At 43.1% G+C, this 21,264-nt stretch carries 19 protein-coding genes; 3 read left to right on the forward strand and 16 right to left on the reverse strand.

Going from position 1 to position 21,264, the window contains the following annotated elements:
* Positions 1 to 68 precede the first annotated feature (68 nt).
* The 15 genes from V4U88_RS07255 to V4U88_RS07325 form a co-directional block, all read right to left on the reverse strand.
* Positions 69 to 2,660 (reverse strand): ABC transporter permease, encoded by a 2,592-nt coding sequence (locus V4U88_RS07255; RefSeq protein WP_334072595.1) that lies wholly within the window; start codon positions 2,658 to 2,660, stop codon positions 69 to 71.
* Entirely contained in the window at positions 2,657 to 3,340 is a 684-nt protein-coding gene (locus tag V4U88_RS07260) for an ABC transporter ATP-binding protein (RefSeq protein ID WP_334072596.1), read from the reverse strand. The genes V4U88_RS07255 and V4U88_RS07260 overlap by 4 nt, the downstream gene beginning before the upstream one ends.
* A 90-nt stretch (positions 3,341 to 3,430) precedes the next feature.
* Positions 3,431 to 4,366: a VanZ family protein gene (locus V4U88_RS07265; protein WP_334072597.1), complete on the reverse strand. Its 936-nt coding sequence runs from the start codon at positions 4,364 to 4,366 to the stop codon at positions 3,431 to 3,433.
* Positions 4,367 to 4,459: 93 nt separating this feature from the next.
* Positions 4,460 to 5,461, reverse strand: coding sequence for a sensor histidine kinase (locus V4U88_RS07270; RefSeq protein WP_334072598.1), 1,002 nt, complete (start codon positions 5,459 to 5,461; stop codon positions 4,460 to 4,462).
* On the reverse strand, positions 5,462 to 6,145 hold the full coding sequence (locus V4U88_RS07275; RefSeq protein ID WP_334072599.1) for a response regulator transcription factor: 684 nt from the start codon (positions 6,143 to 6,145) through the stop codon (positions 5,462 to 5,464).
* Positions 6,146 to 6,464: 319 nt separating this feature from the next.
* Complete coding sequence (locus tag V4U88_RS07280; RefSeq protein ID WP_334072600.1) at positions 6,465 to 6,968, reverse strand: MarR family winged helix-turn-helix transcriptional regulator; 504 nt, start codon at positions 6,966 to 6,968, stop codon at positions 6,465 to 6,467.
* Positions 6,969 to 7,081: 113 nt separating this feature from the next.
* Positions 7,082 to 7,816, reverse strand: coding sequence for a GntR family transcriptional regulator (locus V4U88_RS07285; RefSeq protein WP_334072601.1), 735 nt, complete (start codon positions 7,814 to 7,816; stop codon positions 7,082 to 7,084).
* A 29-nt stretch (positions 7,817 to 7,845) separates the two neighbouring features.
* Positions 7,846 to 8,631 carry a fructoselysine 6-kinase gene (gene frlD / locus V4U88_RS07290; RefSeq protein WP_334072602.1) on the reverse strand — a complete coding sequence of 262 codons (786 nt, stop codon included), beginning with the start codon at positions 8,629 to 8,631 and terminating at the stop codon, positions 7,846 to 7,848.
* Positions 8,632 to 8,658: 27 nt separating this feature from the next.
* Positions 8,659 to 9,378, reverse strand: coding sequence for a GntR family transcriptional regulator (locus V4U88_RS07295; protein ID WP_334072603.1), 720 nt, complete (start codon positions 9,376 to 9,378; stop codon positions 8,659 to 8,661).
* A 97-nt stretch (positions 9,379 to 9,475) separates the two neighbouring features.
* Positions 9,476 to 9,901 (reverse strand): secondary thiamine-phosphate synthase enzyme YjbQ, encoded by a 426-nt coding sequence (locus V4U88_RS07300; protein WP_334072604.1) that lies wholly within the window; start codon positions 9,899 to 9,901, stop codon positions 9,476 to 9,478.
* Between the two features lie 17 nt (positions 9,902 to 9,918).
* Complete coding sequence (locus V4U88_RS07305) at positions 9,919 to 10,770, reverse strand: amidohydrolase family protein (RefSeq protein ID WP_334072605.1); 852 nt, start codon at positions 10,768 to 10,770, stop codon at positions 9,919 to 9,921.
* A gap of 32 nt (positions 10,771 to 10,802) precedes the next feature.
* Entirely contained in the window at positions 10,803 to 11,621 is an 819-nt protein-coding gene (gene frlC, locus V4U88_RS07310) for a fructoselysine 3-epimerase (protein ID WP_334072606.1), read from the reverse strand.
* 18 nt (positions 11,622 to 11,639) lie between these two features.
* Positions 11,640 to 12,446, reverse strand: coding sequence for a fructoselysine 6-kinase (gene frlD, locus V4U88_RS07315; RefSeq protein ID WP_334072607.1), 807 nt, complete (start codon positions 12,444 to 12,446; stop codon positions 11,640 to 11,642).
* 151 nt (positions 12,447 to 12,597) lie between these two features.
* Positions 12,598 to 13,593, reverse strand: coding sequence for an SIS domain-containing protein (locus V4U88_RS07320; protein ID WP_334072608.1), 996 nt, complete (start codon positions 13,591 to 13,593; stop codon positions 12,598 to 12,600).
* Positions 13,594 to 13,953: 360 nt separating this feature from the next.
* Positions 13,954 to 15,327 carry an amino acid permease gene (locus V4U88_RS07325; protein WP_334072609.1) on the reverse strand — a complete coding sequence of 458 codons (1,374 nt, stop codon included), beginning with the start codon at positions 15,325 to 15,327 and terminating at the stop codon, positions 13,954 to 13,956.
* A gap of 535 nt (positions 15,328 to 15,862) precedes the next feature.
* Between V4U88_RS07325 and V4U88_RS07330 the strand changes: the two genes are divergently transcribed.
* The 3 genes from V4U88_RS07330 (at position 15,863) to V4U88_RS07340 (ending at position 19,558) form a co-directional block, all read left to right on the forward strand.
* On the forward strand, positions 15,863 to 16,579 hold the full coding sequence (locus V4U88_RS07330; protein ID WP_334072610.1) for a response regulator transcription factor: 717 nt from the start codon (positions 15,863 to 15,865) through the stop codon (positions 16,577 to 16,579).
* On the forward strand, positions 16,576 to 17,724 hold the full coding sequence (locus tag V4U88_RS07335) for a sensor histidine kinase (RefSeq protein ID WP_334072611.1): 1,149 nt from the start codon (positions 16,576 to 16,578) through the stop codon (positions 17,722 to 17,724). The genes V4U88_RS07330 and V4U88_RS07335 overlap by 4 nt, the downstream gene beginning before the upstream one ends.
* 70 nt (positions 17,725 to 17,794) lie before the next feature.
* Positions 17,795 to 19,558 (forward strand): hypothetical protein, encoded by a 1,764-nt coding sequence (locus V4U88_RS07340; RefSeq protein WP_334072612.1) that lies wholly within the window; start codon positions 17,795 to 17,797, stop codon positions 19,556 to 19,558.
* A gap of 543 nt (positions 19,559 to 20,101) precedes the next feature.
* On the opposite strand, the gene V4U88_RS07345 is transcribed toward V4U88_RS07340, so the two are convergent.
* Positions 20,102 to 21,244 carry an efflux RND transporter periplasmic adaptor subunit gene (locus V4U88_RS07345; RefSeq protein WP_334072613.1) on the reverse strand — a complete coding sequence of 381 codons (1,143 nt, stop codon included), beginning with the start codon at positions 21,242 to 21,244 and terminating at the stop codon, positions 20,102 to 20,104.
* Positions 21,245 to 21,264 lie beyond the last annotated feature (20 nt).

A 21,264-nucleotide genomic window follows, 5' to 3' on the forward strand; every position in this document is an offset into this window, starting at 1 on the left:
ATGGTTCAAAGCCGTTTTTATCCTTGTTAAGCAGGCCCTGACTTCAACCAAGTCGGGGCCGATGGGTATCATATATTCTCTTGCTTTAATGCATCAATAATATTTTCCTTCTTTATTTTCGCGCCGGAATAAACCATCGCGGAACCGACAATGACAAATACAGCGACAATGACAGACAGAATGCTCATCCAAGGGAGGGTGAACCCGTAGCTGAATTTGTTCGCAAATGCCCTGTAGATCAGAACCATCACGACGAAACTGGCGGGAAGCCCGAACAACAGCGACTTGACCCCGTAAAAAATACTTTCATAGTTCATCATTCTCGCAAAGCCTTTTGGCGTCATGCCTACGGATTTCAGCATCGCAAATTCCCGTTTGCGAAGAGACAACCCCGTCGAGATCGTATTAAAAATGTTCGCAATGGCAATCGCAGAGATTAATACGATAAAACCGTAAGAAAAGACGGACATCAAGAGAATCTGTCGTTCTTCGCTTTTTCTGGATTGATATACATTGTAGACGTTCAGATTGGTCTCATGCATCTCTTCTATTTCCTGCTGCGTTCTCATCGGTTCCGTACTTTTCAAATGGAGATACGTCGAAACGTTATCCAGGTCCTCGTCGTCTGCCAGTCGATTCATGACGCGTTCCGACACGATCATATTTAACCCGCCTACGCCAGTCGGGTTCATCCCCATAGGGGCCTGATCCGTCAATGCGGCAACGATCACTGGGTCTGCCTTCGTTTCTTCCCCATTCTCTTTATAGAAATTCGTTAGCTCGATCCTTTGACCGACCTTCGTATCCATGGCCTTCGTCTGAATATATTTTCCCGTGTCCATATCTTTGTATTGAATCGTATCCATCACGATCGCGGCGGGATGATCCGGATCCGTAAGCTGTTCGTAATCTGCGCCAACCGCTCTGGCATAGGCTTGCAGACTCGAATCGTTCAATGCATGGATTTTAATGTCGTAAGGGTATTTCCCGTCTTGCAGCATACTCTTATCCTTCTTCACCTTCTCTTGCAATTCATCGGCGATGATCGCCGCATCGACCCAAGCGTTCCCATATAACTCGTGAATCACGTTGTAATCCGTGACGCCATCCAGGGATACCATCGATCGCATCAACCGGTCATCTATTCTTTTTCCGTTGCTGTACGACACTTCAATATCGTAATTGGCGCCTTCCCGCGACAGTTCCAGGGATTGTGTCATGCCGGCCGTAAAAAACGATACCGTCAAAAACAAAACGATACTGATGACCAGCGAAAAAAGAACAGCATGATATCTCCGTTTGTTTCTTTTTAAGTTTTTCAGCCCGATTTCCGCTTCGATCCCGAAGAGCTTGCGAATGAACTTCGACGTTTTTACGGCTTTGGCCGTAAGCTTTACGTCGGTGGTTTGGCGAATCGCGTCCATAGCGGATAACTTGGAGGCTTTGATCGCCGGGAGATACGTCGAAACGAAAATCGTCAGCATCGAAACAAGACAAGCCATCAAGAGCGATAACGGCGTGACGATGAGCCTCAGCTTTTCACTGGTCCATAATGCCCCTTCAATCATCGTGTTCATGAACCAAAAGGTGATCCCGATCCCGGCAAGACCGCATAGGATGCCAATGGGAATGCTGATCAAGCCAATGACGATACCTTCAAAAAGCACTGAATTTCGCTTCTGTCTTTTCGTAGCCCCCACGCTCGCGAGCATCCCTAAATGGCGGGAACGTTCCGATACGGATATCGCAAAAGCGTTATAGATGAGCGAAACCGAGCCAATCATAATAACCGCCATCAGGATCGCCGATAATGAGAACATCATGCTGTACGAGGCTTCGCTTTTGGACAAACCATAATAATGAAGCAATTCGTTATTATATTGGACGGTTTCAATTTGGTTTTGCTTAGCCAATTCCTCCGCATGAGCGAACAAGGACGGATTGACACGCTGCAAGGCCACCGACGCATCGACTCGATCGTTTCCCCTGATAATATCTTCATTGACATAGCTAATGATCGTATAGCCCGGGGCCCAAGCCGTTTCCCAGGCGGGACGCTTGATGAAGCCTACCACCGTGTAATCCCTTGTCTTGATATGCTGCAACGTTTCGGTCAATGTGCCGTCTTCCCTACGCAGCGGTTCGGTCTGATCCAGGGGATGATCGCCCCCTTGTTCGAATCGTTCGCCGATGCGAAGGGTTAGACGATCGCCGATTTCGTACTTCACTTTGGCGTTCGTTGCAACGGGCTCGGAGATCACGACTTCCTTGTCCGTATTCGGAAGACGCCCCTTGCTTAGTTCAACCTGAAATTGCGCGAAACCCTGCGCATCATATTCTTTGATGAACAAGTACGGCTTATTGGGGTTTTGTCCCCCTTCTAATGAGGCATAGCCAAGGTCTCTTGAGATCGCAACGCTTCTGGCTCTGTCATCGCCCTCTATAGCCGCAAGTTGTTCTTTGGTCACATCGTGATATTGGACATGCCACTCCCCTGTATCCGCAATGGTCTGCCTAATCATTAAATCCGAAAAGGAAACAACAAGCGTAGCGACAGCGGTCACCATGGCAACCGAAATAATGACGCCGATGATGGTTACAAGCGTTCGTCTCCTGTTCTGCTTCAGATGCCGGAGGGTTAATGTATTGACAATATTCATCGCCTTATCACCTCATCTTTGGCAATCCTCCCGTCTTCAATCGAAATGATCCTGTCGGCTTGCAAGGCGATCCGTTCGTCGTGCGTAATCACGATCAGCGTCTGTTGATAGGTCTTATTCAGCATTTTTAATAAGTCGATGATCTCGCTGCTATTCTTGCTGTCCAGATTCCCGGTCGGTTCGTCGGCCAGCATGATCGCAGGATGGCCGATGAGCGCCCGGCCGATCGAGGCACGTTGCTGCTGTCCACCGGATAGCTGATTCGGCAGGTGGTTCAACCGATGCTGCAAACTCAACGTATTCACAAGGCCTTCCAATTGCTTTTGATCTACCTTTTGTTTATCCAGCAAGAGCGGCAGCGTAATATTCTCTTCCACCGTCAGGACGGGAATCAGATTGAAAAACTGGTAGATCAGGCCGATTTGCCTGCGCCTGAAGATGGCCAGCTGCGTTTCGTTCAAGGCATACATGTCCGTATTCTGAACATAAACTCTACCGCCAGTCGGCCGATCCACGCCGCCCAGCATATGAAGGAGCGTCGATTTCCCCGATCCGGACGGGCCGATAATCGCGACAAATTCGCCTTTTTGGACCGAAAAGGAAACATCGTCAAGCGCCTTCACCGCCGATTCGCCTGTGCCGTATTCTTTAGACAGATGCTCGATTTTCAAAATTTCCATTGTAATACCTCCTAAAAGTTTTGTGAGCGTTACTTCTTGAATCGACTTCGTACAAAACTCACTTCGGAAGCATGGGCCTTCCCTAAATGCTTAATTCCAGAAATATACCATCTTTCTAAATCCCACATCCCACAGGGTCACATTCCCCTCCATGGTTATCGTAAGCTCATTGGCCTGGGGGAGGAAAATTCCGGCCCTATCCGGCTCATGGCGCCCGGCTTCTGCGGATACGGACAGGAACTCATGTCCATCGACGATAACCCTGATGCTGCCATGAGAATCCTTTTGATCGGGAATCCCATAATTCATGGAGAGATACATCTCCTCTTTATTGCCTAACGTATATGTGTACGTTTCCTTGTTTTTGCCTTCGGCGGTATACACATTATATTGGGGTTTCACGTCTTGACCGCCAATCTTAAGACTGGACGGTTTGGTTCCCGTTGGTGGATTCCCGGTACTATCCTTCAATTCTATCGCCACAAAGGGGCCCATTTCTTTGGTGAATACTTGGTCAAGCATCCCGAACACCCCCCACACCCCAAGCATCAGGACAACACCGGAAATACCTGTAGCGGCAATATTTCTCCAGTTGTTTTGTGTACGAAAGCCAAGTTTGTACGCCCCGAATCCGATAGCTGCGCCCGATGAGTTCTGTATGACGTCATTCATGTCGAAGCTGCCGAGCAAAGTGAATGCCTGAATAGTCTCCAGCAGGAGAATGGACAGAATAAACCATGTCATAAAGCGAACAAAGCGGATCCGATATAATAACGGAATCAAGATGCCAAAAGGAATAAAGGCTGCGATGTTCCCGAAACCCACAAAATCCATCAACGTAGGATGCAGAAGATCGGACAGGCTCGGCACCCTAAAAAAACTGTCCGGTAAAAAAATAAAGGTGTACTCGGCGATTCGATCCGCCTTACCTACTCTGCCGAAAGCGAAAAACAAAAAATAAAGAATCAACAGGGTATAGAATATCGTGATTGCAAAAATAACTTTGCGCTGTTGCTTCGAAAGCATGGTTTTACCTCCATCGTTCATCTGATGAATATCATTTTATCTGCCTAAAATGACTTTCCAGTGACGTTGAAGGTGACAATTCAGTCACTTACGCTAAATCACGTGCTTATAAAATTTTATTCGAAACTGCGTACCCTTCCCGCTGTCGCTCGTCACATCGATCACGCCGTCCTGGCTGGAAATGATGCTGTGAGCCATCGCAAGCCCTATACCGATGCTCCCTTCACTGGCGTTCTTTCCTTTGTAAAAACGTTTAAAAATATAAGGCAAATCTTCTTTCGGAATGCCTTTTCCGCTGTCAGCAATGACGAGTTCCGTAAATAACGCGTTTTCGGAAAATGCGATGGCGATGGCTCCGCCTTCAGGCGTATGCTCCACGCCGTTCTTCAAAATATTGATGACCGCTTCGGCCGTCCAATTGAAATCTCCGACAAAAGAGACATCGTCATCGCCCGCGATGGAAACCGTCTGTCCCTTAATATCCATTGGAATCATAACCGGCTCTAATGCCTTTTGGATCAGCTTTTTCATGAGTATCCGATCTTTTTTGAATGGGATGGTCTTCGCGTCCATTTTCGATAGCTTAAGTAAGGACGAAACAAGCCAATCGATGCGTTCAAGCTGGACGCGAATATGATGGGTGAACTCCGTTCTTTTGGTAGGAGGCAGGTCAGGGGCGCTTAACAAATCCGCCATCACCGTCATGGAGGTGAGCGGCGTTTTGAGCTGATGCGAAATATCGGAGATGGCATCCGTGAGTTGAATTTTGTCCCGCTGCAATAGCGACCGGTGCTCCGATAGCATGAGCGTCACTTTGTAAATATCATTCTTTAAAATACTTAGCTCGCCTTCCTGGTTATCGCGAACGTCAAGGGAATCATTGCCGTTGCTGATTTCCCGCAAATAGACGGACAGCTTCGCCAGCTCGCGATATCTCCATCTCATGAATAGCAAACTTGTGCCCATAAGCAGCATGGACACAATGAAAACAAATACGGCCGTGACGGACGAAAAGAAGGCCGCAACCACGGTCGCGGTTATGCCGATCAAGCTCATAGCGAGCCATAATATTTGAATTTCCCGATTGCGCAGCATCTAATCACCGACCTTATAGCCTAAACCGCGTACCGTTTTGATCAAAGCCGGATGCCCAGGATCATCCTCCAACTTTTCCCGCAGCCTTTTGATATACACCGTTAACGTATTGTCGTTCACGAATTCGCCGGCCACGTCCCAGATCTGCTCCAAGAGCTGATTCCTGGTGAGGACCTGTCCAACGTGGTTGGCGAAGATCATCAATAAGCGATATTCCAAGGCGGTCAGCGGAATTTCGGCGCCGTTCTTATGCACTTTGCCCTCCAGCGTATGGATTCGAACATTGCCGATGTCGATTAGCGCTCTAGCGTTGGACGGCTTCTGGTATCTCCGCAAGACGGACTTGATCCGGGAGAGCAGCTCACGAACCCGAAAAGGTTTGGTAATGTAATCGTCGGCTCCCATGTCGAGCCCCATCACGACATTGACCTCATCGTCGATCACCGTTAAGAAGATGACCGGAATGTCTCGCCGTTCCTTCGCCATCTTGCACAATTCATAACCGCTTCCGTCCGGAAGCTGTAAATCAAACAGGCATAAAGCAAACTGATCGATATCTTCGGTGAGCACCTTTTTGGCTGAGGCGACATCATGCCACAGCACGGCCCGATAACCCTCTTGCTGCAGCGAATATTCCAGTCCCGACGCGATTGTCTTATCATCTTCGACTAATAATATTTTCATATGCGGATCATCCTTACGTTAGAGAAAATTCACTACACATCTTAGTTTCGATATTATAACAGATTTTCTCAAACATCTTCAGCGCAGGATGAAAGGAGCGTTCCCCCGTATTCGTCCCAATCAAAATTTTGACCACCCGAATACCGGCCTCAAAAGTCGAGGACGGCCGCAACACTCGTTTTTCCTATGCCGCCTTTGCCGGTATATAAAATAATTCTCATTTTAAAAAACCTCCTTTTATTTCGGAAAAAGAATATTTCGAGAGACGTAATATAGGGCGATAAACAGGCCAAATGTCTGCACATTTGGCTATACGATGCTAATCCATTCGAATTTTTGTGATATTCTTAACATCTCCATGATCTTCAGAGTCGCTACTGCTGAATGAAGCAGATATTTTTGAAAATAACTTGTTTAAAACATCTTTTTCTTCATCTGAGAGGAATTCAGTGAGCATTCCCCAATATTTCATAACTGTCTGCTTGATATTTTCAACCGTATCTTTTCCTTGTTGTGTCAGCCTCACGTTTACAATCCTGCGGTTTGATTCATCTGTATACCTATCAACATATCCTTGTTTGGCCAACCGGCTTATCACACCTGTTGCCGTGCTCATCGGAATGTGAAGGCTCTCTGCTAATTGTGTCATCATGGTTTCGCCACTTCTCCCAATTAGAACAAGCGCAATCAACTCCATTTTTGACATCGATAAGGATAGATCCATCATTAACCGGATTTCCGGAGACAAGATTTTTTTCCAATTATCAATCAAAAGATCCCATATTTTCTCATTCACTTCGGTCACTCCGATATAATTTGCCATATGTCAATAGGACGAAATGCGATGTGTTGTTGTGCTGTGATAATGCCACTATGGGGCACCCTCCAATATTCCAGCGGTAATTGCCAAAGGGACAAACATATCCATCTTCATTTTTATCGTTTGAAATGTACCTTATAATTTGCTTTATCCGGGCGTGTGTAACTTCTTGAATACTCAATTACAGTGTCTGCATCATTATAGCTTGTGTTTGTAAATAACAATAACGGAGCAGAAGAGTCAATGTCTAAGAAGCGGGCATCTGATTGATCCAATTGAGCAAGGTCAAGCGTCTGCTGCGAGTACGCAATCTCAATATTATAAAAATCATAAATCTCATATAAAGAGAAAATGGTTAGATCAATATCCCCCAAGTGTGGTACAACATTGTGCGGTGTATAGATTTCCTCCAACGAGTATGGTTCATTATCAATATAGTCTACCCGTTTAATGTAAAAGATCTGCTCATCCGGATGAATGTTAAAAATCTTGCTGTACTTATGTCCTGCATTTCGCAATGTTTTTGCTAAAATTTGGAATGATGGATTCGCATTTTTCTTTCTGACCATTTGCGAGAAACCTTCTAATGTTTCCAAATCGTGCTCTCTTTTCTCTCCTAGAACATATACACCTTTCCCTTGTATCCTTTTAAGCAATCCTTCATTAACAAGAGAAGAAATGCCATTTCGAACTGTCAATCGATTAATGCCATATGTTTTCGCCAGTTCATGCTCGGTGGGGATCGCCGTACCGGGAGGAAATTCACCGTCTTCAATCTTCGTTCGGATAATTTCTCTCAATTGTAAGTACATCGGAGATTGATAATCTATATCAGACAAGGCCAATCTCACTCACTTTCCGCAAAAATTCATTAAACTCATTACCAAGCACCTTGATATTGAATCGTAATACTGCTGTTTCTCGTTCCCACTTCCATACATTCTTCAATCGATTTTTTCTGTAGGATTCCGCAAATAAAGCCGGCAATATAACTGTCTCCAGCACCCATTGTATCAATAACCTTACACGGAAGAATTCCAAAACGGAAAAAGGAAGCGCCATCATAAACAATACTGCCTTTTTCACCCATAGTTACAATAATTAATTGTGGACCTTTAGCATGCATCTTTTTCATGTAATCCTTAATAAACGAATCTTCCCCATCATCGTAGGAAAAAAAAGCATAATCAACATGAGGGATAATTTCTTCTACAAGTGGATGATCCAATTTGTTTGCAAAGTCAAAAGCAATCGGGACACCTTTACTTTTAATATTACCTAGGTTTTTTTCTATTTTCCCCCAAATTCCTGATACCACTATATCATGCGAAGCTAAAAAATCAATATCCTCATCTGTCAATACAAATTGTTCTAAAACACCTTCATCATAATCACCAAGTACCCTGTCGTTATCAACGATTTCTACCTCTGTAATAGCGGTCTTACCAGGCAATTCCCTTACATGCGACACATCGACATCTTTATCCTTTAAAGCATCTTTTAATAACCTTCCATATTCATCATTTCCAACCACACCGGTGTAAGAAGCATTTTCCCCAAGCCTGACACAATACACCGCCACATTGACAGGGTTCCCTCCAGGAAATGCTTCTCCAGTCTGCTTATAGACATCCATACAATTATCGCCAACTGCCCCGATTTTCATTCCAGTTCCCCCTTCAGGACTAAAATGTTAATGTTTAAGTATGGAAGAAAAACGAATTTGATCGGCTCTTACGATTGATTTATAAAATTCAATCGTCTTTTCTTCTTCTGTAAATACATTACCCGCAATATAGAAAACAGGTGTCCCATTCTCGACATCCAACAGTTCACCTTCCTGTTCACTCACGTAGGTAACACTTAATGTTTCCGAGCCATGATCAATTGTCACGTTATAAACTTCTTCCAAAATACGATAAAGGGATTCCTGCGAAAAATCGTACTGTTCAATACCCTTGCATAATGAATAATCAAAATAGGCAAGTTCCATCATCGCCGGAATCCCGTCTATTAATCTCAATCGTTGCAAACAATAAATTTTGCTTCCGAGTGTTAGTTTCATCCGTCTAGATAAGTCTTTATTACATTCAATAATATCTGCATATAAGACTTTAGTTGATAATACTTTACCTGCCTTCATCGCACTTTTTGACAAGGATTCCATATCCTGCAAGTTTCGCGCCAACTTTTGTGGCGCAACAAATGTACCTGCCCCACGCTTGCTATATATAACACCTTCGATAATGAGCCTCTTGATTGCGCTGCGCAAGGTCGTTCTGCTTGTCCCTAGAACCTCACAAAGCTGCCTTTCTGATGGAAGTTTATCATTTGGACGCAATTCATTTTGATCGATAAAATATTCTATTTTTTCTACCACTTCTTCGCGTGGTTTTAAATAACTATTGTCCATAACTGGTGCGTTCCTCCACACTTTTAACATACACAACTATTTAAAATATATCATAAAGAGTGGAGGTGAATAAAACAGTTAATCATATCGGGGGCCCTTATCCCCCTTGTATATAAATCAATATCGTTCGCTCAGATGGACCATCAAATTCACAGAAATATACCTCCTGCGCCCCACCCCGAACAACCCTTCCTTCAACAATCGGAAAATGGCAGTGATTCCCTGTCAGTAACGCTTTGATATGCCCGGTCGGATTGCCGGCTGTAGAACCGTAATCTTTTAACATACGTGCATGTACATAGGGGTGATCTTCCGGCACCATTCTTTTTAAAAATTCGTCTATATCACTTTCAAGACATTCTAATGATTCATTGACAGTAATCCCTGTTGTAGTATGCTTCGTTTGGGCTGTGACAACACCATTCTTAATCCCGCTTTCGGCGACGACTCGCTCAATCTCGTCTGTGATTACAAGATATTGATTATATTTATCTGTAAAGATCGTGATACTGTCTACATACATTGAACTTATTCCTCCTTTCACAAAGGGCGTCCCAAAAATTCCAAGGCATTCTTTCCACGGATCAATTCCACTGTCGATTCCCGGAAACCTAAATGATTTAATGCCTGAGCCATTCTAATTTGCTCGAAACGCGGATTATCGCTGCCAAACATGACTTGATGCCTTAGGCTCCGGTCGATCCATGTCGAAGGAATATCTTTCGTAAAAACTTGAGTATAAAATTCTTTGGCATTATCAAAATACAAAATCGCTGTGTCCGCATACACATTTGGATATTTCAACATTAACATGGCTGTCTCCTGGACCCACGGCCAGCCAAAATGCGCGAGACAAATCCTTAATTTCGGCCTGCTTACAGCCAGTTCTTCAAATTCTATCGGCCTTGAGTATTTCGATAAGGTCCCTGGTTCCCATGACAAACCACTGTGAAAGATAATCGGCTTATCATATTTCTCACAAATATCATAAATATCTTTTAGCAATGGATCCGCAGGATAGTATTTTTGTTTGCTTGGATTTAATTTCAATCCAAGGAGCCCCAGCTCTGTAAAGGCCTTCTCTAGGCTCTGGACAGCGTTAGAATCGAAGGGATCGACACTGGCAAAGCCGAAAAGTTGATCTGGAGCCTGGTCGACAATTTTTTTAATCTCTTCGTTGGTGACCGTTGCCGCCCCTTCCACTGTTGTATAGTCTTGGGGCAGCAAGCATAGCTTATCCAAGCCGGCACACTTCATTTGATTAAAAATATGTTGTAATGTCGGGGTTCCGTTCTTGTGAATATTCAGCACCCTATGTCTGAATTCCAATCGTTCCTTATCCCCATTTATCGAACCATAAAAGTCCGGATGAACGTGCATATCGATAAACATGGCAATCACTCTTTCTTCCTATTTAAGTACGGTTAGTCCATTAAGGCTTTTAAATTGTTAATGGCTCGGCGGGCAAATAATCTTGGCTCATTCATATAGGCGGTTACTAATTCAATAGTCGCTGTGCCAACGTATCCTATCTGTTTTAGTTCCATTAATAATTCCTTCATTGGCAACACGCCTTCACCAGGGACCATATGAGTATCACTGGTTCCATCACTGTCAATAATGTGAAGATGCTGCATCTTATCTTGCAATTTATCGAAATAGGCCATCATACTTTCATGCTGGACGAATGGCGGCACAATATCGCACATTCCAACCAAATGAGTGGATTCGATTTGTCCAAAAACCCTAGCTAAATCATTAGCGGTTGTACAAACGTTTGATTCCATCGGCGTGAGGGCTTCGAGAATAATTTTATGATCGATTTTTTCCGCATAATCTGTTAATTCCTTCATGGATTGAATCAATCTTTGCCAAATTTCAGCTTCGGAAGTTAAATAGCCGGCATGGGCGGGAGACATTAACGTATATTCAGCACCCATTTCCTTGCCCATCTCCATCGATAACTTCAAATAATCGATAGCGTCTTTTCTCATTTGTTCTGTGCCAATCATAAAATTATAAGGATATGCATTATGCTCGGGAGTATAGACCCTTACCTGAATCTCATATTGATCAATCAGTTTTTTTACGATTTCAATGTCGCCGTTTTTCAAGTCAGGCGCAAATGCATGCGGGCGGCCTCCCCATAGTTCAATATAATCGTAGCCAAATCTCTTTGCGTCTATAAAAGCATGTTCTAGTGGATTGCGTTGATAACCCGAAGTAAATAATCCAATCTTCATGATCTAATCCCCATTTCATTATGAATTGAAATTTCGCTTCACCCATGGTTCAAAAACGGACACTACTTCTGCGGCAATTTTCGCTCCTTTTTCCAAAGCTTCCGGGATGGATTTACCCTTTAAAATAGCAAATAAGAAACCCGCAATAAAACTATCTCCCGCTCCCACTGTATTGACTACTCTCGCAGGATACACGGTTCCTTCATAAAAACGTTGACCATCAAATGCTAGGCTGCCTTGTTCCCCGAAAGTAGCAACAGCCACCTTCATACCGCCGTCTGTTTTTTCCTTCAAAAAATTTTCAATGTAGGCATCCCTCCTTTTCTTATAAGAGAAAAATCCATAGTCTACATAGGGGAGTGTTTGCTCGACAAGGGGGTGATCCAATCGATCCGCATAATCAAAACTAATGACTGCACCCTTGGCCTTCAATTTGGGAAGTGTCTCCTCGGCCTTCCCCCATAATGCTGTATGGACTAAATCGTGTTCGGCGGCAAACCGGATATCTTCCTCATCGAAAACCATCGTTTCGAGGACACCCTCCACATAGTCGCCGTGTACACGGTCAAGGCCATCCATATGCATAAAGGTAACAGCTGTCGGCCCATCCCCCACCTTTAAGTGACTAATATCGATTCCTTCCTCTTTTAATGTATGAATCATCCACTCTCCATTTTTATCATTTCCAGTTGTAGAAATAATGGATGTCGGGATGCCCAGCAATTGCATATTCACTCCTGTGTCCACTACATTTCCTGTAGGATATTTTTTATTAAGCCGCTCATAAACATCAATACAATTGTCACCTATTGCAGCAAACCTCATATTGGACCTCCTTACTTTTCATCTCCAGCAAAACCTTAACCGCAGCTCCCCCAAAAAAACGCTTTCAATTATGATTTGAAAGAAAGCAGAATACATGAAATCAAAGATTGGCAGGAAGTCGCTTTGATTTCATGTTCGTTAATTCTGCATCTTAGTATTTCAGTTGGCGGTAATAGCGTCTGATTTCCACTGGATGACAATTGAGTTTTTCAATATAAGCATCAATCCGCGAAGTGATCGCTCGCAAAACCAAATGAGAGATCCGACCTCTAAATTCCAGGCTTATTCCTTTTAATTCATAATTCTTTGTATCGATAATGGTATACCTGGAACAAACTCTTGGTAAAAACTCGGCCACTCTTTCCGACAGCGGACGCTGTTCGTCTTCTCCAATAAATAAGGTTACTGCTGTATCACGGTCAATAACTTCCAGTGTTCCGTGGAAAAACTCTGATGAATGAATCGACTTCGAACGAAGCCAGTGCTGTTCTTCCCAATAACACATCGCATAGGAGTAAACCGCCCCCCATTGATTTCCTGCTCCGATAAAATAATGCATGGAATCATCTTTGTGATCCTGCGCAAATTGCATTCCAAAAGAATCAGCCGCCTTCTCTGCTTCAACTAACGCTTTTGCCAAATGTTCATCAAGTTCTTCATAGAATTGTTCATATTGCGGGAAGTCACCGTTGTTAAACATAAAGCGGTCGGCAACCATAAAAAATTTGATTTGTTCGTTTGCTGGATATGAAATTAAGTAATCAACGCTTTGTGCAAGCGGCGCATCTTTTACATCAATGAACCCCAGAACACGAGCTCCTATTTCTTTTACTTGTGAAACGGCTCTCACCATCTCCTCTGTGCTTCCTGTAACCGATGATATAATCACTACCGATTTACTCGTTAACTTACGGTTTCCGGTAGTTAAGTATTCCGCTGCATTCTCAACATATGCTGGCAGTGTGCTTTTTCCAGTAATATAAGTCACCGCTTGCATGCTTGATGCATAAGTTCCTCCAATTCCCAAATAAAAAATATTATCAAAACCTTCAGAATGAATCTCATCTACTACTTTCTCAATGCCTCCCCGTAATTGAAGGGCTCCGTTTACGCTTTCCACTTGTTGTTCTTCATTAAATTTTAACATTTCTAATCGTCTACCTTTCCTAAATACTGGTTACTACTCCCTTTAGCTATGAGATTTATTGAGATGTGCCGCATCAAATCTCATAAAACTATACATGATTTCATTAATTTAATACCAATTTATTTTGTTGATAATCGAATTATAGCACCAGCCTAATTCACCGTCAATTTTATTCTGAAAAAAAATCATAAATTATTTGATTTATTAGGATTGTAAACGTTTTTTCAGTTTGGTGGGACGTGTCGCAATAATTGGTACTTAAAAATATAATTCTTGTTTACTAAGGATGAATCTCTTATTTCATAACACTTAAATAGACATGAGATAAAAAAATCCCATGTCTATCGATCTCAATTAACACTAAGCAATCTCTTTGCTGTTATTTTTTCTTTCCCAATAAAAGTATGCTGGAAGACCTGTCGCCACTGCGATGATGGCGCAAATGATCCCAGGAATTGGCGCCCATAAAAAGGTGGAGACAATTAACGTTCCAGTGACAACCATGGCGATTGCGGCCATCAAGTAGCCCATCGGCATTCTCCACATTGGATTGTATCCCGATTTCTTCCGGCGAAGCACAAAAACAGTCCCAAATGTAAGGAAGTTTTTCAATAACGCTACGATTGTGAAATATCCTAATAAGCTGCTGAGTGATGATGCGAATACTAAAATAATCGCGAAGGCACACTGGATGATGATGGAGACATGTGGAGTTCCCCATTTTGGATGGACTTTTGCAAAGGATTTAAAGAATAAACCGTCTTTTGCCATTGCATATTCCATACGAGGTTGGAACATGATACAGCTAGACAGAGAGCCAATGATAACAATAATCGCCATAACAGCTGTTAAAGAACCAGTAGCGGGCCCAATTCCAGGCAAATATTTCATTGCCTCAGAAACTGGAGCACTACTTGTTGCCAACGTATCCATCGGCAATAATCCTGTTACAACCACACTTAATAGGACGTACAAAAGGGTGATTAGAATGCCGCTGATAATAAGTGCTCTAGGCATTGTTTTCTTAGGGTTCTTAATTTCTCCTGTCATATAACACACAGAAGCCATGCCATCAAATGACCAAGTCGTTGCTGAAATCCCCGCCACTAAAGCCATGATGCCAACCGGTGCTCCCGCTTTTACTGGGGAACTGATTAAGTCAGGGCTGAAATAGTAGAAGCCAACGCCAATTAATATGGCAAACATGATGATTTTAAATGCCGTGATAAAAGTTTGGAATTTTCCTCCCCCTTCCACACTTCTCAGATGCATGAACATAAAGACAAGGATAAGTGCAACCGCAATGAACTTCATCGTTAATCCTGAAAAACCAACAAAATAGCCCAAATAGCTTGTAGTTGCAATTGCCATGATGGAAATAGATGGCGTGTCAGTAGCCCAGAAACTAATCCATCCGCATAAAAAGGCCATTGGACGCGAACCCGCTTCTCTGAAATAAATATATTGGCCGCCATTTTCCGGATAGGCAGTCGCTAATTCCGCATAGCATAGATTAGCCGGAATATTAACTAAACCGCCAATCAAAAAGGCCAGAATAGCAAATAAAGCTGTTCCACTTGCTGCTGCAACTTCTCCCAATGAGGAAAAAATACCTGAACCAATGGTAGTACCAACACTAATGGCAATAGCAGCACTTAAACCTAATTTACGCTGGAGGCCGCTAGAACTTCTCTCTTCGACACTTTGTGTAACGTTCCTAACTTCACTCGCCATAGGACCTAATCTCCTTTTTTAAAATCTATCAACAAAAGGAAATAAAAAGGTATTAAACAATAAGTAAGCGGTATCATTTTAATTAAATGATAAAATGTTGGGTGCGGCGGCCCAACTATTTTATAGCAATTAATCAAATTACATAGTTTTTAATACCACTTTAATTCAAATTATCATATGCTCCAACTTAATTCAATAGATTCTACGAAAAAATGTATGCGCTTTATTTTATAAACTTTGCACAGTAATTTCCTGAGTTAATTCTTATGAGCATTTGCGAGGGAGTTTACCTTTGGATACTCATTGCGTTCTCATCGCATCATCTATAAGCGAAATAAAAAGGCACCCGCGGTGGGTGCCTAGATTCATGCCTAAGACCGGTTTGCCTGTACTACACTCTTTAAAAAGATTCATGCGGCTCTGAATGCCGGCCCTGATAATCCGGGCTTAACCAAGGCCATTGGCTTAGTGTCTAAAAGAAGGTATACTTGGGCGAGAATAGGGTTGTAAGTTTTTGCGAAAGGATAGTTCATTCATGCAAAACAAAAAGATTCTCATCGTGGACGATGAGATCGGCATTATACAGATGCTTGAAACGGTCCTCCGAAAGGAAGGTTACACTATGATCAGGAGAGCGTTAACGGGGGAAGAAGCACTAAGAGCCTTACGCATTACCGACTTTGATTTAATCGTACTGGATGTTATGCTGCCGGACACAGACGGTTTCCAGCTATGTCAGCAAATTCGTGCCCAAACCAATGCTCCAATCCTCTTCCTGACTGCTCGCACCAGTGACCTTGACAAGCTCACGGGGCTTAGCATCGGTGGGGATGACTACATCACTAAACCATTTAATCCACTAGAGGTCGTAGCCCGAATTAATGTCCAGTTTCGCAGGATGATGCTTAGTCAAGTAAACTCTCAAAAAAAAGACGTGTACCAGATGGGGCATTTACGTCTGGATAGAAAAGCAGCCCAACTATGGATACATGGAGAAGAGGTCAACTGCCCGGCCAAAGAGCTGGAACTTTTATTTTTTCTGGCCGATCATCCCAATCAGGTGTTTACGGCAGGACAATTGTATGAGCAGATATGGGGCTACGAAAGCGTCGGTGATGAAAAGACAGTTGCGATCCATATTATGCGGTTGCGGAAAAAAATCGAAGAAAACCCAAAAATGCCTACGATTATAGTTAATTTACGCAGTATTGGGTATAAATTTGTGCCACCGGCCTCAGGTGAGCTGCTATGATCCAAAAATCTATTTTAAAGGGGTATTTGGAAAGACTTAAAAATACCTTTAAAAACAAACTGGTCTTACAGTTCACGTTTCATTTCCTGCTCAATCAGTTATTTCTTGGATTCGCTTTAGCTATTCCATATATCACATACACAATATTGGTAAATGTGGTACAAGACTCCCCTGTTTTCAAGTTAGATGCTCCAAACCCCTTGATAGTCCTGATTACTTATCTCATTTATTGCTTTATCTATGGGTATAAAGCTGGATATCCACTTTATGAGATTATCCGCAACATCAAGCAATTGGCCGAAGGAGAATATGCCCAGCGTAAGGAAAAGAGTAGAGGATTTTTCATGTCCAGCCGACTGTATAAGGACGTTAAATCCAACCTTGATCACTTGTCTTCCATACTGCAGATCAACGAAACGAAGCGCAAGGAATTTGAGCGGGAAAGACAGGAATGGGCTGCCGGAATTACTCATGATTTGAAGACTCCCCTGTCCTATATTTCAGGCTATACGGATATGCTTTTGTCCGACCAACATCAATGGAGCGAACAGGAAAAGCAGAAATTTCTACAATTGATTCGCGATAAAGCGACCTATATTCACGAATTAATTGAAGACTTGGGAATTGCCTTTCGTATGGATGAGTCCGCAGCCTCTCATCTCAAAGCCGATCCCATCGACCTGGTCGAACTAATTCGGAGAGTCACGGCGGAGATGTTAAATATGTCTATTAGTAAAGATTATTCAATACAGATGACGACATATGTCAATCGCCTTTATGTACAAGGTGACGCCAAGCTGCTGCATCGGGCATTTTCGAATTTGATGGTTAATGCCATGTCACACAATCCTCCTGGGACACACATTGAAATTACCGTACACAAGACTGCATCTGCCCAGGTTCAGATTAAAGATAACGGGAAAGGAATGGATGAACAATTGGTCTCCCATATATTTGACCGCTATTACCGGGGAACTTCTACAGGGACACATACCGGTGGAACCGGTCTTGGAATGGCCATTGTCAAGCAGGTGGTTTCCGCACATCAAGGTAACATTTATGTGAATAGTCAAGTGGGACAAGGAACGGATATTATGGTGGAAATTCCACTGTTGCCCTATCCTTCATTGTTTAAGCATAGTTAGCTCCCGGTTTACCGTCCGTTTACTAATGCTTCCTATAATTTTGAGTGTAATCTAATTAGGAGGCATTATTATGATACAAAAAAACAGAGTTCGCCCTTTCACTTTGCTATTGATGGTCATTATGACTGTTACTGTTGTGCTGGCAGGTTGTCAAGCACAGCCCTCACCTCAGGCAGAACAAACCCGGAAGGTTGAAACAGCGTCAAAACCACCAAAAGAAGATACAACCACGCCACCGCCGCTAAATGTTACCTTACGGCCTCATAGCTCGGGAACTGTGACAGACTACCTGGATGTGGAGATGAAAATGCCGGAACCCAAGCTTGAAAGCGGGAAGATGCTCGTGGAAATCCCCGTCATGGTTACGTCTATTCCTTCTCAACAATATAAAGAAAGCGACATTAAAGCCTACGACAATGAGGGAGAAATTCCACTTCAAGTCGTTGAAGGAAAAAGTAAACTTTATGGGCCGACAATCCAATTTGCACCACAGCGCGCTACATCTGGAGATGTAACCCTGAGTTATCGAGCCTACCCGCGCAAAGTAGATTCCACAACCAAAGGAGGGCCATACTTTGATTTACGCCAAGAAGCAGACGGACTGAATGGTGCAGGGAATTCCTTTTTAGCCTTACCTGACGACAGCAAGAACTATACCATCCATTTAAAATGGGATTTACGCCATATGCCGGCTGGTGCCTCGGGGGTATGGTCTTATGGCGAAGGCGATGTGACGAAAATCGGTCCCGTCTCCATTTTGGCTAACACGTACTACGCTACTGGTAATTTGCAAAAATTTAAAACATCTGAAGACAGCAAATTCACCATCTACTGGATGGGCGAGCAGGAAATTGATACGAAAGCCCTAGGCGAAAAGGTAGGGACATTATTTAATACAATTTCGCAAACCTTTAAAGATGGCGATGAACCCTACAAAATTTTTGTCAGAAAAAATCCTTACGATAGTACAGGCGGAACGGCTCTTCTTCGTTCTTTTATGTTTGGATACAGCAATAAAGTTACCCCTACAGCGGAAAGTCTTCAATTAATGCTTGCCCATGAAATGGTTCATAATTGGGTGGACATGCAAGGGGAAATGGAGGACAAGACTCTTTTCGCAGAAGGAGCAGCTGAATTTTACTCTTTATTCGAATCGCATAAAGCGGGTGTTTTGTCTGAAGATGAATTGATAGCACAATTAAATAAACGCCTTCTCTCCTATTACACAAATCCATTTAACGGGGAAACGAACAGGTCGTTAATAGAAAAATCCTGGGTACATCATGCTGCTCAACGCGTTCCGTATGGTCGCGGACTGGTTTACATGCTCCGATTGGATGACCAAATCAGAACAGCGTCGAATGGACAAGCTACACTGAACACAGTGGTGCTTGAACTTCTGGAAAGCAAGGCAGCTGGAGAGCCCTACGGCAAAAAAGAACTCTTTAACATTATAGATGGGATTACAGGCAAGGGGGCTGCAGTTGGATTTGAAAAAATGGCGGCTGGCGATATGATTGTTCCGCCGGAAAGTTATTTCTTATCCAATTATAAATTGGTCGAAACAGCGGAAAAACAATTTGAATTTGGTTTCGATGATACTATTTTTAATGAGGAGAAGAAGATTGTCAAAGGGCTGATCCCGGGTTCCAATGCAGAATTGGCTGGCTTGAAGAATGGAGATGAGATATTATCATTCTCAGACCGAAATGAAATAGAGGATATTGCCACTAAATCATTCGAGTTAAAAGTAAAAAGAGGAGACAAGGAACTGAACATCTCTTATCTGCCAAGAGGTAAGGAAGTGACAGTTTACCAATACGTTAAAAAATAATCAAACTAAACGGGTCAGGTAAATTCTGGCCCTTTTTTACATCAATTTGAAATCATCGAAACAATCTTCATATACCCGAAAAATTATTTCGTTAGTTTCAGTTATGCAGCCTTTGTTATAAATAACATCAGCTTTATCAGTCTCCATAATTCGTCCAACAAAATTCACAATGGTCATGCTCCCAATCTTTTGATGGTTGCTTATATGTCTTCCAACGAAAGAATGCACCAATTAAGTAATTAGCTTGATTTCTGATTCTCTAATCTTGCTGATCATCCATTTGATTCCCCCCGATCAAGCGATTCATAATATTACTAGCGGAATCTGGGCGCCAGGAGAATTGCTGATTCCTTCCCGCGAACTTGCCCACATGATTTATCTCGGAGCCGCGTAGGCAACAATTGCTACATAAGGCCGTTCAAGAACCGAATGTATGGCGACACGAACTTTCACCAAATTCTCGGTGGGATTGCCCCAATAGATCGAGGGTATTCATCAATGAAAATACTGTTTTTTCATATAATCCGCGCCCCCAATATTTTCTTAGTGCAATCGAATCTTATCGCCTTCTTGCAGCGGAGCACCGCTCTCAACAATGATCGGTTGATGCTCCATTAAACCGTCTACTGCCGATTGATTTTCATTCGAATCTATGATCGTAATGTAGGTTTTTTTAACAAGAAAGCTGTTGCCTAGCGGTCCGTTTCTTTCCTCAACGCCAAATACGTACGATTTGTCTCCTTCTTTGTGGATAGCTTCATTCGGTACTAGGATCAAATCATTCACCGTTTTGATCAACTGGGTCTCTGCCGACTCTCCGCCCTTTAGCTCCTTATCCTCAATAGCAATAACCAGTTGCTTCATAGGGGTTGTGTAAGCAGGTGTGTTTCCACCGTTTTCTGGTTCACTAAGCGGTTGTTCGGTATCTTTAATATCCTCAATGCTCCCCTCGACTTGTCTGGCATTACTGCCTCCTAATCGAACATTCAATCTTGCTCCTTTTTCCAGATTATCAATTAATGTCGCTGGAGCCGTAAACTCAAACTCAAAGCCGAGTTTCGAATTGGCGATAACGACATCGGACTCTTCCCCTTTTGACTCAAGCCCCTCCACTGCATTAACCTTCGTTACGATCCCGTCAAAAGGTGCAATCAATGTGCTATTTTCTTGCAAATCCTCCTGCAATCTCTGAACTTTCCGTCTTTGGACATCGATATCTATTTGGGTCCTCTTCATATCGTTGTTAGCTTTTACGATTGTTTTCTCATCGCCGCTTATCGAAGCTTCCTTATAACTATTTTGCTGCTCCTTTAGCGTAAGCATTAACTGGCTCAATTGCGTCTGCTCATCCTCTATTTGACGCTGGAGCGTCCGTTGGTTGTAAACAACAAGTATCGCTCCTTTCTTAACCGTTTTGCCTTCCTTGGCATGGACCTTCTCAACTTTGCCTCCCGCAGCGCCCGATAAAGCTGATGTTTCTCGCCACTTCACAATGCCCATACCTTGAAAAGTGTGATTTAACTCCCCTCTTTCCGGTGTTGTAACTACAACCTTAGGGAGCGTTAACGCCTTTAGAGTATTGCTAAACAATGTCAATGCAACGAGTAGCAACACAAATAAGCCAAAGAAGATGCGAATCCTCCGTTTGCGTCCAGATATCGTTTTACTAGCAAGTTGCACTTCCATTCATATCCCCCCGCAATAGA

Source organism: Paenibacillus sp. A14, from assembly GCF_036864815.1.
GTDB lineage: Bacteria > Bacillota > Bacilli > Paenibacillales > Paenibacillaceae > Fontibacillus > Fontibacillus sanfengchensis.

What these genes read in the sequence shown, in the direction of transcription:
- V4U88_RS07280 (WP_334072600.1), bottom strand. Translation starts at nt 6,968, where the DNA reads ATGGCAAATTATATCGGAGTGACCGAAGTGAATGAGAAAATATGGGAT.
- frlC (WP_334072606.1), bottom strand. Translation starts at nt 11,621, where the DNA reads ATGAAGATTGGATTATTTACTTCGGGTTATCAACGCAATCCACTAGAA.
- V4U88_RS07260 (WP_334072596.1), bottom strand. Translation starts at nt 3,340, where the DNA reads ATGGAAATTTTGAAAATCGAGCATCTGTCTAAAGAATACGGCACAGGC.
- V4U88_RS07295 (WP_334072603.1), bottom strand. Translation starts at nt 9,378, where the DNA reads ATGGACAATAGTTATTTAAAACCACGCGAAGAAGTGGTAGAAAAAATA.
- V4U88_RS07305 (WP_334072605.1), bottom strand. Translation starts at nt 10,770, where the DNA reads ATGTTTATCGATATGCACGTTCATCCGGACTTTTATGGTTCGATAAAT.
- V4U88_RS07320 (WP_334072608.1), bottom strand. Translation starts at nt 13,593, where the DNA reads ATGTTAAAATTTAATGAAGAACAACAAGTGGAAAGCGTAAACGGAGCC.
- V4U88_RS07335 (WP_334072611.1), top strand. Translation starts at nt 16,576, where the DNA reads ATGATCCAAAAATCTATTTTAAAGGGGTATTTGGAAAGACTTAAAAAT.
- V4U88_RS07325 (WP_334072609.1), bottom strand. Translation starts at nt 15,327, where the DNA reads ATGGCGAGTGAAGTTAGGAACGTTACACAAAGTGTCGAAGAGAGAAGT.
- V4U88_RS07270 (WP_334072598.1), bottom strand. Translation starts at nt 5,461, where the DNA reads ATGCTGCGCAATCGGGAAATTCAAATATTATGGCTCGCTATGAGCTTG.
- frlD (WP_334072602.1), bottom strand. Translation starts at nt 8,631, where the DNA reads ATGAAAATCGGGGCAGTTGGCGATAATTGTATGGATGTCTATAAGCAG.
- V4U88_RS07340 (WP_334072612.1), top strand. Translation starts at nt 17,795, where the DNA reads ATGATACAAAAAAACAGAGTTCGCCCTTTCACTTTGCTATTGATGGTC.
- V4U88_RS07300 (WP_334072604.1), bottom strand. Translation starts at nt 9,901, where the DNA reads ATGTATGTAGACAGTATCACGATCTTTACAGATAAATATAATCAATAT.
- V4U88_RS07255 (WP_334072595.1), bottom strand. Translation starts at nt 2,660, where the DNA reads ATGAATATTGTCAATACATTAACCCTCCGGCATCTGAAGCAGAACAGG.
- V4U88_RS07345 (WP_334072613.1), bottom strand. Translation starts at nt 21,244, where the DNA reads ATGGAAGTGCAACTTGCTAGTAAAACGATATCTGGACGCAAACGGAGG.
- V4U88_RS07330 (WP_334072610.1), top strand. Translation starts at nt 15,863, where the DNA reads ATGCAAAACAAAAAGATTCTCATCGTGGACGATGAGATCGGCATTATA.
- V4U88_RS07265 (WP_334072597.1), bottom strand. Translation starts at nt 4,366, where the DNA reads ATGCTTTCGAAGCAACAGCGCAAAGTTATTTTTGCAATCACGATATTC.
- frlD (WP_334072607.1), bottom strand. Translation starts at nt 12,446, where the DNA reads ATGAGGTTTGCTGCAATAGGTGACAATTGTATTGATGTTTATGAGCGG.
- V4U88_RS07275 (WP_334072599.1), bottom strand. Translation starts at nt 6,145, where the DNA reads ATGAAAATATTATTAGTCGAAGATGATAAGACAATCGCGTCGGGACTG.